This is a genomic window from Caballeronia jiangsuensis, from assembly GCF_046030135.1.
Lineage (GTDB): Bacteria > Pseudomonadota > Gammaproteobacteria > Burkholderiales > Burkholderiaceae > Caballeronia > Caballeronia jiangsuensis.
This window is the reverse complement of the sequence record NZ_JAQQDB010000005.1, coordinates 151,384-164,525: the sequence shown is the minus strand read 5'-3', so window position 1 is coordinate 164,525 and position 13,142 is coordinate 151,384. Positions and strand designations below refer to the sequence as shown.

The window sequence follows — 13,142 nt, the reverse complement described above, 5'->3', positions numbered from 1 at the left end:
GTTCACTTCCGATGACCGACGCCCTGACCTCCAGCATCGACGCCTCCCTTGCTCCCCTCGTCTTCGGCGACCTCCAGGGCTGCTGCGATCCCTTCAAGCGCCTCCTGAAAAAAGCCGCCCCCGCCCCCGACACACCGCTCTGGTTCGCGGGCGACCTCATCAACCGCGGTCCGAAATCATTGCAGACGTTGCGCGAGGTAATCGCCCTCGGCACGCGCGCGACGGTCGTACTCGGCAATCACGACCTGAATCTGCTGTCCGTCGCCGCCGGTCTGCGCAAACCGAAGAAAGGCGACACGCTCGACGAAATCCTCGAAGCACCCGACGCCGCCGATCTCATCGAATGGGTGCGCCACAAGCCCGTCGCGCATTTCGAGAACGACATCCTGATGGTCCACGCAGGCGTGCTGCCGCAATGGGACGCGACGATGACGATGGAACTTGCCCACGAACTCGAACAGGCTTTGCGCGCGCCGAACTGGAAAGAAACGCTCGCGGCGCTCTACGGCAACGAGCCGCATCGCTGGGACGATTCACTGAAGGGCGCGGACCGGCTGCGCGTAATCTATAACGCGCTGTCGCGCATCCGCTTCTGCACGCCCGAAGGTGCGATGGAGTTCGCGAACAACGGCGGCCCCGACGCCGCGCCGCCCGGCTATATGCCGTGGTTTGACGTACAGAACCGACGCACGCAGGACGTGACAATTGTGTTCGGCCATTGGGCCGCGCTCGGCCTGATGGTCCGCGAAAAAGTGCTGTGTCTTGACTCGGGCTGCGTGTGGGGCAACAAGCTATCGGCGGTATTGCTGACCGCTGATCCGGCCCAACGCGTAATCACGCAGGTGAGCTGCTCGGTCAATCACCCCGGCAAAGCCCGGAGCTTTTTGAAGCACTCGAAAGCTCGAGATTGACCAGACCTAGCACTGTAAGGCGCTACGTTGTGCAGAGACAGCAAACCCACCGTCGAATGCTTCCTCAGTTCGACGCTCTGGAACTCGCAGCAGCAGACAAGCCCCGGGTAGGTACGAAACGGGCTGCGACGGAAGCGAAGGCTTCACCTGCTGCACAACATGGTCGAGGGGAGCCATACCCGAAGGTGCGTCACTAGGCCCGTAAGGGCAACCGCGCCGAACGGACTTCGGCGGTGATCAAATAGGGGCTGCCTTGGCTGTTTTTGTTCTCGATCGGAATGGCAGAGCGTTGATGCCGTGCAGTGAAAAGCGCGCGAGATTGCTGCTCGCGCGGGACCGCGCGCGCGTGCATCGAGTGGTGCCGTTCGTTATTCGGCTCAGGGACCGCAACGCCAATTGCAGCGAATTCCAGCCGTCGCGCCTCAAGCTCGACCCCGGTAGCAAGACGACCGGTCTCGTGCTTGTGCGCGACATCGTAACGCCGAGCAAGGAGTCCGGCGAACTCATCCGCGGCGCAGCCGTACTCAATCTATTCGAACTGGTCCACCGCGGCCGGCAAATCAGTGAGGCGCTTACGGCGCGTCGGGCCATGCGTTGCCGGCGACGCGGTAAGCTGCGCTACCGTGCACCACGTTTCTCGAACCGCACGCGCTTTATCGGTTGGCTTGCCCCCTCGCTCCAGCACAGGGTTGATACTACAAAGGCCTGGGTTCATCGTATCATGCGCTGGGCACCGATCAGCGCATTCTCCAGCGAGCTCGTGCGCTTCGACACGCACCTGTCGAAAACCCTGAAGTCACTGGGGTGGGCTATCATCGGGGAACGCTGGCAGGCTACGAAATACGCGAATACCTTTTGGAGAAATGGGGCCGGCGTTGCTCATACTGCGACGCAAGTGGTACGCCGCTGCAAGTAGATCACATCGTCGCTCGGGCTCGCGGTGGCACCGATCGAGTGTCGAACCTGACGCTGGCCTGCGAACGTTGCAACCGGGCAAAGGGTGCGCTGCCTGCCGAAGTATTCTTAGCAAGCGGCCAACGCGATTGGCGAAGATCCTGTCCCAAGCGAAGCGTCCGCTGAAAGATGCTGCAGCAATGAACGCCACGCGCTGGGCATTGACCAACGCACTGGACACGATCGGCCTGCCCTTGGAACTTGCCTCAGGCGGGCGTACCAAATTCAATCGCTTGGCATTCGGTGTACCGAAAACACATGCACTCGACGCCGCTTGTGTCGGGGCACTATCTGTCGTAACAGACTGGATTAAACCGATCCTGTCTATCAACTGCACCGGTCGCGGCAGTTACCAGAGGACAAGGCTCGACCGCTATGGCTTCCCGCGCGGATATTTGACAAGGGCAAAGCGTGTACACGGATTTCAGACCGGCGACCTCGTGCGCGCCGACGTACCCTTTGGCAAGAAGGCTGACACATACGTCGGCAGGGTGGCGATGCGTGCTACCGGTTACTTCAACATTCAAAGAGCTGGGAAAGTTGTGCAGGGCGTCGCGCATCGGCATTGCCGGTTGGTTCAACGTAGCGACGGCTTCGCATACTCCCAGACAAGCCCGGCCCAGGCAGGCGCCCGCAGACGCGGTGATGGCCCGTCGCCCTATCCTTTGTGAACGTGAAGCCCTTGGTCTCTGGCGCAAGTGGTTCGAAGCTCAGCGGCGCGATCACTAAGGGCGACATCGGTCACAATAGCCGACGCGCCACACATGCGATCCAGCGCACCCTGCACCGCCGCCTGCGCCTCGCTCGCGAGTAAGCGCCGGTCCGCGCCCGGCGCAAGCGGATCGCATACGTACAGATGCGCGGTGATCGCCCCCGCGCGCAACAGCGCGTTCAGCGAATCGTCGAGCGACATATCGCCGATATACGCAGGCGCGGTCGATTGCCGCCCTTGCGCGTCCTCGTACATCAGGCAGATCGGCTGCACCGGACACGACGCCGACACCGCCGCCTGAAACATGTTGGCGTGAAACGGCAGCAGCGACGTGCCATCGGTGGTCGTGCCTTCCGGGAACACGCACATCATTTCGCCCGCGAGCAGCCGGTCGGCCAGCTCGTGCATGATGCGCTTCGCATCGCTACGCTTCTCGCGCTGCACGAACACCGTGCCGAGTTGCTGCGCCAGCCAGCCGACGACCGGCCACTTTCGAATCTCCGCCTTCGACACGAACGGTGTCGGGCGCCACGCGTTGATCACGTAGATATCGATCCACGAGATGTGATTGCCGACGACGAGCACGCCCGCATCGAGCCGCGCCTCGTCGTTATGCACGACGAGCTTCATCCCGGAAAGCCGCAGCATCTCGAGCGACCACACGCGATTCATCCCGGCGCGCTCGCTCGCGGACGCGCGCGGAAAGCGCCTCGCGACAACCCACATGCCGTACAGCAAGTGGGTAACGAGCCGCAGCTTGCGCCCAGCGAACATGATCAGCGGCTCTCGTACGCGACGTGACCGCCGACGATCGTCGCACGCACGCGCGCCGGCAACTCGTAGCCGAGGAACGGCGTGTTGCGGCCCTGGCTCTTCAGCTTCGTCGGATCGACGCGCCATTCGCCTGCCGCGTCGAACACGCAGAGATCCGCGATCGCGCCGGTCGCGATGCGGCCCGCGGGCAGCTTGAGCACATCGGCGGGCGAAGACGAGATGCGCGCGAGCGCCTTCGCGAGCGGCACGTTCGCGTCGAGCGCCCACTTCACCGTCAGCGACAGCAGCAGTTCTAGACCGGTCGCGCCCGGTGTGGCTTCGGCGAAGGGCAGCAGCTTTTCGTCGTCGTCGAGCGGCGTGTGGTCGGAGCAGATCGCGTCGATGGTGCCGTCCGCGAGGCCCGCGCGGATCGCGTCGCGGTCGCGCTGCGAGCGCAGCGGCGGATCGAGACGGAATTGCGAATCGAAGTAGCCGATGTCGATATCGGTCAGATGGACATGATTGACCGTCACGTCGCACGAGACCGCGAGACCCTCGGCCTTCGCCGCGCGCACGAGTTCGACGCCCGCAGCCGACGACAGATGCGACAGATGCACGCGCGCACCGGTCACGCGCATCAATTCGAAGATGGTATGCAGCGCGATGGTTTCCGCCGCCACCGGCACGCCCGACAACCCGAGCCGCGACGCCACCGCGCCGCTCGCCGCCACGCCGCCCTTCGACATGTAAGCGTCCTGCGGGCGCAGCCACACCGTGTAGCCGTACGTGGTCGCGTATTGCAGCGCGCGTTGCAGCGTGCGCGTATCGACGATCGGGTTATCGGCCTGCGAAAAGCCGATGCAGCCCGCCTCGGTCAACTGGACCATCTCGGTGATGGCTTCGCCCTTCAAGCCGACGGTCAGCGCGCCGAGCGGATACACATGCGCGAGATGCAGCTTCTGAGCGCGAAACTTGAGCATTTCGACGAGGCCCGGCTCGTCGAGCGTCGGGTCGGTGTCGGGCGGACACACGAGGCTCGTCACGCCGCCGGCCATCGCGGCGGCCATTTCGGATTCGAGCGTCGCCTTGTGCTCGAAGCCCGGCTCGCGCAACCGCGCGGACAAATCGACGAAACCCGGCGCGACGTAAAGCCCCGACGCGTCGATGATCTTCGCCGCGTTGAAATCCGCGGGCGCCGCGCCGATGCCGACGATCCTGCCCGCCGCGATGAAAACGTCCTTGCGTTCTTGCGTGCCCGCGGCCGGGTCGATGATCGTGCCGTTTTGAATCTGGATCTTCATGTCGTCTTCTTCAGTCGCTGTTGCCGGCCACGATGCCCATCACCGCCATGCGCACGGCGATGCCGAAGGTCACCTGATTCAGGATCACCGATTGCGGGCCGTCGGCCACCTGCGAGTCGATTTCCACGCCGCGGTTCATCGGGCCCGGATGCATGACGATCGCATCGGGCGCGGCGAGCGCGAGACGCTCGGGCGTGAGTCCCCAACTCTTGAAATACTCCTGCGCGGACGGCAGGAGCGCGCCGCTCATGCGCTCGTTCTGCAGGCGCAGCATGATGATCACGTCGACGCCCTTCAGGCCTTCGTCGAGATTGTGATAGACGTGCACGCCCATCTGGTCGAGGTTGCCCGGCAGGAGCGTGCGCGGGCCGATCGCGCGCACTTCGGGCACGCCCAGCGTGGTCAGCGCGTGAATGTCCGAGCGCGCGACGCGCGAATGCAGAATGTCGCCGACGATCGCCACGCGCAGCTTCGTGAAGTCGCGCTTGTAATGGCGGATCGTGTACATGTCGAGCAGGCCCTGCGTCGGATGCGCATGGCGGCCATCGCCCGCATTGATCACATGCACGTGCGGCGCGCAATGCTCGGCGATCAGATACGGCGCGCCGCTCGACGCGTGACGCACGACGAACATGTCCGCGTGCATCGCGGAGAGGTTGTTGATCGTGTCGAGCAGCGATTCGCCCTTGCTCGTCGATGACGCGTTGATATTCAGGTTCAGCACATCCGCCGACAAGCGCTTCGCCGCGATTTCGAACGTGGTGCGCGTGCGCGTCGAGTTCTCGAAGAAGAGATTGAACACCGACTTGCCGCGCAGGAGCGGCACCTTCTTCACTTCGCGGTCGGTCACGCTCACGAACTGCTCGGCGGTATCGAGAATGTGCGTGACGATCGAGCGCGGCAATCCTTCGATGGTCAGCAAGTGCTTGAGCTCGCCGTTCTTCGTGAGCTGCGGATTGCCCTTGAGGAAGCCGTACCGGAACTTGTCTTGGGTAGGCGCGCCCGTCTCGGTTGCGCCCTGAGTGGCGGTGTTCATGGTGATCCCGGGTGTTACTGGAAAGAAGCTGCGAGCGTCGCTCAGCGAGCTTCGGTCGTGAAAGTGAATCCGCCGTCCTCGCGACGCGCGAGCACGAGGTTCTGGTTCGCGGGCACTTCAACCGTCGCGCCCGTGAAGCGCGCGCCGATCGGCATTTCGCGCCCGCCGCGATCGGCGAGCGCCGCGAGGTCGATCGACGCCGGGCGGCCGTAGTCGTACAACTCGTTGATCGCCGCGCGCACCGTGCGCCCCGTCGACAGCACATCGTCGATCAGGATGATGCGGCGGCCGTTCACATCGAAAGGCAACTCGGTCGGGCGGGCCTGGCTGTGCAGGCCCTTTTTCGCGTAGTCGTCGCGATGCAGCGCGACATTCACCACGCCGAAGTGCGGTGCGTTCAGGTCCTTCGCGAGCCGCTCGGCAAGCCAAACGCCGCCGCTGTAGATGCCGGCGAGAACGGGGCCATCCGGTGCGGCAAGCGATTGTCCGAATGCAGCGCGAATCTGGTCGACCAGCGCGCGATAGAGCGACTCGGCGTCAATGGAACTCATGATCGTCGGGAAGTCCGTCGAGATATTGTTGAAGAATGACGCGGGCCGCTTCGGCGTCGATATCGTCGAAGCGGCCGCGTGCGTTGGTGCGCACGCCGCGTTCGCGCAAATCGGCTTTGGCGTCGACGGACGAGTAGCGCTCGTCCACCCATTGCACGGGCACGTTGAAACGGCCGTTCACCTGATTGCCGAAGCGCTTCGCGAGCGCGCTCATTTCATGCGGCGTGCCGTCGGGATGCATCGGCATGCCGACGACCACGGTATCGGGCTTCCACTCGTCGAGCAGCTTGCCCACTTCGACGAAGCGATATTCGCGATCGCGATTTTCCAGCGTGACGAGCGCACGCGCGTGTTTCGTGAGCGTATTGCCGACGGCGACTCCAATCCGCTTCTCGCCGTAATCGAATGCCAGCAGCGTGGCTTCGCGGCTCATGCGTGCCCTGCTTCGCCGGACAACATCGAGCGCGACACGCCGAGCAGCGAGAGCGCTGCTTCGAGGCGGTCTTCGGCCGGCACGTCGAAGATGATGCGCGGATCGGCTTCCACCGTGAGCCAGCCGTTCTTCGAGATTTCCTCTTCGAGCTGTCCCGCGCCCCAGCCGGCGTGACCGAGCGTGAGCAGGAAGCGTTCGGGGCCCTTGCCGCTCGCGACCGCTTCGAGCACGTCCTTCGACGTGGTCATGGCGAGACCGCCGGGCACGCTCATCGACGAACTGTACGGTTCGCCCTCGCCCGCTTCGTGCAGCACGAAGCCGCGCTCGGTCTGCACGGGACCGCCGAAATACACGGGCAAATGGACGAGCGGCTCGATCTCCAGCTTGAGATCGATGCGGTTGAAGAGCGACTGGAGATCGATATCGGTCGGCCGGTTGATCACGAGGCCGAGCGCGCCTTTCTCCGTGTGATCGCACAGGTAGACCACCGTTCCTGAAAACGTCGGATCGGCCATGTTGGGCATGGCGATCAGGAACTGATTCGTCAAATTGATGCGATCGGAAGTCTTGGACATAATTCAGAATTTTAACAAAGGCGCTGCGAGATGGCCGACTTTGATGTAGGTCTGGTCTGGTTTCGGCGGGACCTGCGCGCGGCAGACAATGCTGCACTCTATCATGCGCTTACACGGTGCCGCCGCGTGCTGTGTGCGTTCATTTTCGATCGCGATATTCTCTCGCCGCTCGAAAAAAAGGACCGGCGCGTGCCCTTTATCCATGCGAGCATCGTCGAACTGGATCGCACGCTACGCGAGGCCGGCGGCGCGCTGATCGTGCGGCACGGTCATCCGGTTCACGATATTCCGGAGCTCGCACGCGAATGCGGCGTCCATGCCGTGTTCGCCAACCGCGATTACGAACCGGCCGCGAAGGCGCGCGACGAGGCCGTCGCGAAGCAACTCGCGAGTCAGGACATCGCTTTTTTCACTTTCCGCGATCAGGCCGTTTTCGATCATTACGACGTGATGACATTCGCAGGCAAGCCCTACACCGTCTTCACGCCATACAAGCGCAAGTGGCTCGCCGCGCTCACGCCGGATGCGCTGAAGCCGTATGCGTCGGAGGATCATCTGAGCGCGCTCGCGAAGCCGCCGTCGGGCGTGAAGCACGCGGTTCCGTCGCTCGCCGCGCTCGGCTTTCCCGATGCGCACGGTCCCGCGTTTCCCGCGGGCACGAGCGGCGCCTATGAGCTATTCGACGATTTCCGCGACCGCATGACCGATTACGGCCGCACGCGCGATTTCCCCGCGCTGAAAGGCCCGAGCTATCTCGGCGTGCATCTGCGGCACGGCACCATGTCGATCCGCGCGCTCGCCCGCAGCGCGCACGATGCGCAGCGCCACGGCGACAAGGGTGCGGAAACCTGGCTCGGCGAATTGATCTGGCGGGAGTTCTATTTCTCCGTGCTGCACCATTTTCCGCATGTCGGCGTGGCGGACGATCATCGCGCGTTCAAGCCGGAATACGACCGCATACGCTGGGAAACGGGCGACGCCGCCGACGCCAGCTTCGCCGCGTGGTGCGCGGGTCAGACGGGCTATCCGCTCGTCGATGCGGCAATGCGGCAGATCAACACGTCCGGTTACATGCACAACCGGTTGCGCATGGTGGTCGCGAGTTTTCTGACGAAGGATCTCGGTATCGACTGGCGGCGCGGCGAGGCGTATTTCGAAGCGCTGCTGAACGATTTCGAGCTATCGAACAACAACGGCGGCTGGCAATGGGCCGCGTCGAGCGGCTGTGACGCGCAACCGTATTTCCGTATCTTCAATCCGGTCACGCAGTCGCGGAAATTCGATGCCGCGGGCAAGTTCATCCGGCATTACGTGCCGGAAATCGCGGGCCTTTCAGATCGCGATATCCACGCGCCGTGGCTCGCGAAGCCGGATGCGCTGAAGGCCGCGAAAATCTCGATCGGCGCGGATTATCCGCAGCCGATCGTCGATCACGACGCCGCCAGAAAGCGCACGCTCGCGCGCTATGACGTCGTGCGCAAGCCCGGCGCGAAAGACGCCGCGCCGCCCGAGGACGACTAACGCGCGACGAGCGCCGGCTTCTCGATCATCGCGGTGAGGGCGACGATCGACCCGCGCCCTTCCGAAGGCGCGATGCCGGCCGCCGCCTGATGCAGCATCGAACGCAGCATTTGCGCGGCGCGCTCGGGCACGGTGGCATCGATGCCGCGTGTCGCGCCTTCGGCGCCATCGGCGTGCGTTTCTCCGTGATGCGCGACGCGCCGCCACGCCAGGCCGAGCGTGTCCGCGAGCAGCGCGACATGCCCGAGGCCCAGCGCGCACGCCGCCGCGCCCAGCCGATGCGACGCGTCCGCCGCGGAAAGCGCCGCGGCTTCGTCGACCGTGCCGGTTTCGCTCGCCTGCGTGCCGCGCTCGACGAGCGCATCGATCGATGTCTCCGCGCTCTGCAGGAAATCCTCGTAGGCGGCCGCGTTCACGCGCAGCACGCCGAGATCGCGGGTCGCGGCATCGCGCGAGGCTTCCTCGCTCGCCTGCGCGGCGCCCGCTTCCCACGCGGCCTCCGATGCCGGCGTCGCGGCGACGTGCCATGCCACGGTCAGGCCGTAGTCGCGCAGCACGTCGACGTGCTCGGTGTCTTCGGGCGCCGCGCCGTATAGCGCGAAATCGCGCCACAGCAACGCGAGCGTCGCGCGCACGAGCGAACGCGGCGCGTACGTCAGCGCGTGCGCCTGGTCCGCCAGCACGAGGTTGAAGCGCGCGTAGAGACGCTTCGCGTCGGCGATATGGTCGAGCGCGCCGCCGCTGCGTTCGGCGCGCTCACGCAGCGCCCGCACCGTCGACGACGCGAGCCGCCAGAAATCGTAGGGATCGGAACCGCGCAGCTCGTCGAGACAGGTATCGAGGCGCGCGAAGGCATTGGCGGATTCTTCGGCCGATCCGCGCAGCAGCTTGAGCAGCGTCGCCTCGTAATGCGCCCGCAGGTGCGCGAGCCGCTCGGGCGCGATGCCGCGCAGCGTCGCCGGCGCGATCGCGCGGCCCGCGAGCGCGAGGTCGTCGTAGGAAACCGGCGCGACCCGCGTGTGCGCGGCCAGGAGCGCGTGCAGCCCGCGATAGTGATCGAAAAGCCCGGTCGAGCACGAGAGTTCGCGCAGATTGTGGCGCTCGACCGCGCCGCGGAACACCGCGATCGCTTCGGCGATGCGCGCGTGGCTTCCCTCCGATTCGTCGCCGAGCGGCGCGACGAGCGCGAGCGCCTCGGCGAAACGCTGCCCGGGCAGCCAGCCCGCAGAATGCAGCGCGGCGATGGCGCGCTTCAACGCGGCCCCGGTTTCGCCCTGGCGCTGGAACGCGTGCAGCGCGTCGGTCAGCGCCATTTCGGCGAGTCGCACCGACCCGCCGCGCGGATTGGGCAGGGCTTCGATGGGAACGGGCAGATCGGGACGAGATGTCATAACAAGCGCTCACAAGCCGGTTCGCGGGCGCGGTGATCGAACGCCGCCGTCGCACGCCGTTGAAAATGCGTCATCGGTAGGCGGGACGAGTGTCGCCGCGCCTGCTTCAAGCGTATGCCTCATCGAGTGGGAGCGGAAATCGAATGCGCCCGCCGAGGCTTTTCGCACCTTTCACCTTTGTTCGCCAACATCGCGCGACGCCGGAATCGCCGCAACGAACTTGCCTTACGCCACAAAAACCGAAAAATCGCGCAAACCGCACGGCGGCGGCACGCGCGCGGCACGCGCGCGGCACGCGTTGTCATATTCGAACGCGGTCCGCAAAAAACGCGCGCCGCATGACGCGAGTCATGCGGCGCGGCAGAACGACAAGATCAGATCTGAACCATCTCGAAATCTTCCTTGCGGGCTCCGCATTCGGGACAGGTCCAGTTGATCGGAACGTCCTCCCAGCGCGTGCCCGGCGCGATGCCCTCTTCGGGCAATCCCGCCTCCTCGTCGTAGATCCAGCCGCAGATCAGGCACATCCAGCTTCTGTATTCCATACTTATGCCGCGTCGATAGGTCGGTTGAAATTAGGACATGATGGTACCGTGTTGCCGTGTCGATGCCTAGCAAGCGGGCCGTCCGGGGTGCGCGCATCGTGATATCGGTCGAAACGGTCACCGCGCCGGCTTTCTGCGACCCAAGCTCGCACGCCCGAAAAAAGTGCGCAAAGAGAACAGCCGGGCGACATTAGGCCGCATAATCAGACATGACCGAGCGGGCATTCGCTCACGCGCACAAGGCGCGGGCGAGTGCCCTTAGAGCCGACCGTCCAATCAAGCAATCAATACCATAATGTCCGTTTTTGCCATGACCGGCGACTCCCCTCCGATCGTACTCACCTTCGGCCTTTTCGATCCCACGGGCGGCTCGGGCCTGCAAGCCGACCTGCTGACGCTCGCGAGCATGGGCTGCCACGGCGCGACCGTGCTCACCGGTTATGCGGTGCGCGACTCCGCCACTTGCGATGAAGTGACCGGGCTCGATCCGGACACGGTCGCGACCCAGGCGCGCATGTTGCTGGAGGACATGCCGATCGCCGCGTTCAAGATCGGTGCGGCGACGCGCGCGGAGCTGGTGTCGGCCATCGCCGAAGTCGTCTCTGATTACGACGATGTGCCGCTGATCCTCGCGCCCGATTTCACGCTCGACGACGAACACGTATTGTCCGCCGACGAACTCCGCGAATCGCTTGCCGATCTGCTCGTGCCGCAGACCACCATGCTGATCGCCGATCACGCCACGCTACTGCAACTCGCCCAGCCGGACAGCGACGCCGAATCGCCGACGCTCGATTCCGCGATTTCCCACATCCTGGCGCAAGGCTGCGAGTACGTGCTCGCGATGGAAACCGGCACGCACCGGCATGTGAACACGCTCTACAGCGAAGAGGGGCAAGTGCGGCAGGACACGTGGGAGCGCGGCGTGCAGCGCATCATGGGCCTGACCGATACGCTCGGTTCGGCCGTCGCCGCTTTGCTCGCGAACGGCCAGGAGCCCGCCGAGGCCGCGCGCGAGGCGCAGGAATACGTGTTCCAGGCCGCGCGCGCCGCTTTTCGGCCCGGCATGGGCGCGTATCTGCCGGACCGCTTCTTCTGGGCGCGCTCGAACGACGCTGACGAAGACGGCGAAACATCCGCGCTACCTGATGATCCGACGGGGCTGCCCGGAGAAGCCCGACACTGACACCCGAACAATAAGGGAGGCGACGCGAGCGCATGCCATATCGACTGCCCCATCTGCACAAGCCCGGCCCGCAAGGCGCAATCCGCATCGGCTGCGCGGGCTGGGGCCTGTCGAGCGCCGTCTCCGCGAGCTTTCCGCACGAAGGCACGCACCTCGAACGCTATTCGCATGTGCTGACCTGCGTCGAGATCAACTCCAGTTTCTACAAGCCGCATCGCGAGCAGACCTACGCGCACTGGGCGGAGAGCGTGCCCGAATCGTTCCGCTTTTCGGTCAAGCTGCCGAAGGCGATCACGCATGATGCGCGTCTCGTCGATACCGGTTCCCTGCTCGATGAATTCCTTCAGGCAGCCGGACACCTGGGCGACAAGCTCGGCTGCTGGCTCGTGCAATTGCCGCCGAGCCTGCCCTTCGATCACGACATCGCCGAAACTTTTCTCAAGGCCCTGCGCGAGCGCACGAAGCTGCCGGTCGCATTCGAGGCGCGCGAGCATAGCTGGTTCACGACGCACGCGGCGGCGCTGCTGAAGGCGCATCACATCGCGTACGTGGACGCCGATCCGATCCCCGATGAATGCGAGATCAAACATCGCGCGGACGCGTCGCTGGTTTATGTGCGGCTGCACGGCTCGCCCGAGCTCTACAAGTCTTCCTACGACTACACCTATCTCGACGACCTCGCGCGCACCCTGCATAATCGCGCGAAAAAAACGCCTGAAGTCTGGTGCATCTTCGATAACACCGCCGAGGGCCATGCGCAGCCCAACGCGCTGCATCTGATGGAACGCTTGCGGATTCATCACAAAGTCTGACCACGTTCGACGCTACGGAGGGTTTCCCGATGCATAAGCCGGCAGCACGAATCGCCCGTTTGCTTGGAGCCACGCTGTTCGTTTCGCTGTTCAATCTTGCCCTGCCCGCTCACGCCCAGATTGCCGCGCCGCCGCCTGGCGCCACGCCGGCGGGCGACGGCACGTTCCTGCTGACGATCTTCCTCAAGCACGATGAATCGAAGACGCTGCCGCAAATCAATCAGCAACTGAAGGAACAAGGCTACTTCAAGCAGTTTCCGCCGCCGGGCGTGGAAGTGGTGTCGTGGTACGTGATGATGGGCATCGGGCAGGTGGTGACGCTGCGCGTGCCCGCCGACCGGCTGCGCGAAGTGAACCGCGCGATCGAGACCACCGCGTGGGGCGGCTATCGAACGGAGTTTTATCCGACCTACGACTACAAGGCCGCCGCGCAGAAACTCCGCGACGAGATGAACAAATAG

General features: G+C 64.5%; 16 protein-coding genes. 8 read left to right on the top strand and 8 right to left on the bottom strand.

The window, feature by feature from the left end; all coding sequences use genetic code 11:
- Positions 1–11: 11 nt before the first annotated feature.
- From PQR08_RS07370 to PQR08_RS07355, 4 genes are all read left to right on the top strand, one after another.
- The gene (locus tag PQR08_RS07370; protein ID WP_408161189.1) at positions 12–911 is read left to right on the top strand and encodes a symmetrical bis(5'-nucleosyl)-tetraphosphatase; all 900 of its coding nucleotides are present in this window, start codon (positions 12–14) and stop codon (positions 909–911) included.
- A 253-nt stretch (positions 912–1,164) separates the two neighbouring features.
- Positions 1,165–1,827, top strand: coding sequence for an RNA-guided endonuclease IscB (iscB, locus tag PQR08_RS07365; protein ID WP_408161188.1), 663 nt, complete (start codon positions 1,165–1,167; stop codon positions 1,825–1,827).
- The gene (locus PQR08_RS07360) at positions 1,716–1,991 is read left to right on the top strand and encodes an HNH endonuclease (RefSeq protein ID WP_408161187.1); all 276 of its coding nucleotides are present in this window, start codon (positions 1,716–1,718) and stop codon (positions 1,989–1,991) included. The genes iscB and PQR08_RS07360 overlap by 112 nt, the downstream gene beginning before the upstream one ends.
- Entirely contained in the window at positions 1,955–2,536 is a 582-nt protein-coding gene (locus tag PQR08_RS07355) for a hypothetical protein (RefSeq protein WP_408161186.1), read from the top strand. Before PQR08_RS07360 ends, PQR08_RS07355 begins: the two co-directional genes overlap by 37 nt.
- Here the strand turns inward: PQR08_RS07355 and PQR08_RS07350 are convergent.
- The 6 genes from PQR08_RS07350 to PQR08_RS07325 are packed head-to-tail and all read right to left on the bottom strand — an operon-like array spanning position 2,524 to position 7,226.
- On the bottom strand, positions 2,524–3,354 hold the full coding sequence (locus tag PQR08_RS07350) for a lysophospholipid acyltransferase family protein (protein WP_408161239.1): 831 nt from the start codon (positions 3,352–3,354) through the stop codon (positions 2,524–2,526). The genes PQR08_RS07355 and PQR08_RS07350 overlap by 13 nt on opposite strands.
- Complete coding sequence (locus PQR08_RS07345) at positions 3,354–4,631, bottom strand: dihydroorotase (protein WP_408161185.1); 1,278 nt, start codon at positions 4,629–4,631, stop codon at positions 3,354–3,356. Before PQR08_RS07345 ends, PQR08_RS07350 begins: the two co-directional genes overlap by 1 nt.
- 10 nt (positions 4,632–4,641) lie before the next feature.
- Entirely contained in the window at positions 4,642–5,667 is a 1,026-nt protein-coding gene (locus PQR08_RS07340; protein WP_035500867.1) for an aspartate carbamoyltransferase catalytic subunit, read from the bottom strand.
- 41 nt (positions 5,668–5,708) lie between these two features.
- A complete protein-coding gene (gene pyrR, locus PQR08_RS07335; protein WP_408161184.1) occupies positions 5,709–6,218 on the bottom strand; it encodes a bifunctional pyr operon transcriptional regulator/uracil phosphoribosyltransferase PyrR in 510 nt (169 codons plus the stop codon).
- Positions 6,205–6,651, bottom strand: a complete 447-nt coding sequence (gene ruvX / locus PQR08_RS07330) for a Holliday junction resolvase RuvX (protein WP_250484029.1) — start codon at positions 6,649–6,651, stop codon at positions 6,205–6,207. The genes pyrR and ruvX overlap by 14 nt, the downstream gene beginning before the upstream one ends.
- Positions 6,648–7,226: a YqgE/AlgH family protein gene (locus tag PQR08_RS07325; RefSeq protein WP_008342667.1), complete on the bottom strand. Its 579-nt coding sequence runs from the start codon at positions 7,224–7,226 to the stop codon at positions 6,648–6,650. The genes ruvX and PQR08_RS07325 overlap by 4 nt, the downstream gene beginning before the upstream one ends.
- Before the next feature lie 30 nt (positions 7,227–7,256).
- Between PQR08_RS07325 and PQR08_RS07320 the strand changes: the two genes are divergently transcribed.
- Positions 7,257–8,747, top strand: a complete 1,491-nt coding sequence (locus PQR08_RS07320) for a cryptochrome/photolyase family protein (RefSeq protein ID WP_408161183.1) — start codon at positions 7,257–7,259, stop codon at positions 8,745–8,747.
- Here PQR08_RS07320 and PQR08_RS07315 read toward each other — a convergent pair.
- Both PQR08_RS07315 and PQR08_RS07310 read right to left on the bottom strand, forming a co-directional pair.
- A complete protein-coding gene (locus tag PQR08_RS07315) occupies positions 8,744–10,138 on the bottom strand; it encodes a FimL-related protein (RefSeq protein ID WP_408161182.1) in 1,395 nt (464 codons plus the stop codon). The two genes, PQR08_RS07320 and PQR08_RS07315, sit on opposite strands and share 4 nt — an antisense overlap.
- A gap of 374 nt (positions 10,139–10,512) precedes the next feature.
- Positions 10,513–10,683: a rubredoxin gene (locus tag PQR08_RS07310; RefSeq protein WP_025527884.1), complete on the bottom strand. Its 171-nt coding sequence runs from the start codon at positions 10,681–10,683 to the stop codon at positions 10,513–10,515.
- 310 nt (positions 10,684–10,993) lie between these two features.
- Here PQR08_RS07310 and thiD point away from each other — a divergent pair, with 310 nt between their 5' ends.
- Genes thiD through PQR08_RS07295 form a run of 3 tightly spaced genes read left to right on the top strand, consistent with a single transcriptional unit; the run spans position 10,994 to position 13,142 of the window.
- Positions 10,994–11,869: a bifunctional hydroxymethylpyrimidine kinase/phosphomethylpyrimidine kinase gene (gene thiD / locus PQR08_RS07305; RefSeq protein ID WP_187605938.1), complete on the top strand. Its 876-nt coding sequence runs from the start codon at positions 10,994–10,996 to the stop codon at positions 11,867–11,869.
- 32 nt (positions 11,870–11,901) lie between these two features.
- Positions 11,902–12,681: a DUF72 domain-containing protein gene (locus PQR08_RS07300; RefSeq protein ID WP_250484032.1), complete on the top strand. Its 780-nt coding sequence runs from the start codon at positions 11,902–11,904 to the stop codon at positions 12,679–12,681.
- A 29-nt stretch (positions 12,682–12,710) separates the two neighbouring features.
- Entirely contained in the window at positions 12,711–13,142 is a 432-nt protein-coding gene (locus PQR08_RS07295) for a hypothetical protein (protein WP_408161181.1), read from the top strand.

Bases quoted from the DNA above. Each gene is read 5' to 3' on its own strand.
- PQR08_RS07315 (WP_408161182.1), bottom strand. From the start codon at position 10,138: ATGACATCTCGTCCCGATCTGCCCGTTCCCATCGAAGCCCTGCCCAAT.
- PQR08_RS07320 (WP_408161183.1), top strand. From the start codon at position 7,257: ATGGCCGACTTTGATGTAGGTCTGGTCTGGTTTCGGCGGGACCTGCGC.
- PQR08_RS07310 (WP_025527884.1), bottom strand. From the start codon at position 10,683: ATGGAATACAGAAGCTGGATGTGCCTGATCTGCGGCTGGATCTACGAC.
- ruvX (WP_250484029.1), bottom strand. From the start codon at position 6,651: ATGAGCCGCGAAGCCACGCTGCTGGCATTCGATTACGGCGAGAAGCGG.
- thiD (WP_187605938.1), top strand. From the start codon at position 10,994: ATGACCGGCGACTCCCCTCCGATCGTACTCACCTTCGGCCTTTTCGAT.
- PQR08_RS07345 (WP_408161185.1), bottom strand. From the start codon at position 4,631: ATGAAGATCCAGATTCAAAACGGCACGATCATCGACCCGGCCGCGGGC.
- PQR08_RS07300 (WP_250484032.1), top strand. From the start codon at position 11,902: ATGCCATATCGACTGCCCCATCTGCACAAGCCCGGCCCGCAAGGCGCA.
- PQR08_RS07370 (WP_408161189.1), top strand. From the start codon at position 12: ATGACCGACGCCCTGACCTCCAGCATCGACGCCTCCCTTGCTCCCCTC.
- PQR08_RS07325 (WP_008342667.1), bottom strand. From the start codon at position 7,226: ATGTCCAAGACTTCCGATCGCATCAATTTGACGAATCAGTTCCTGATC.
- pyrR (WP_408161184.1), bottom strand. From the start codon at position 6,218: ATGAGTTCCATTGACGCCGAGTCGCTCTATCGCGCGCTGGTCGACCAG.
- PQR08_RS07295 (WP_408161181.1), top strand. From the start codon at position 12,711: ATGCATAAGCCGGCAGCACGAATCGCCCGTTTGCTTGGAGCCACGCTG.
- PQR08_RS07340 (WP_035500867.1), bottom strand. From the start codon at position 5,667: ATGAACACCGCCACTCAGGGCGCAACCGAGACGGGCGCGCCTACCCAA.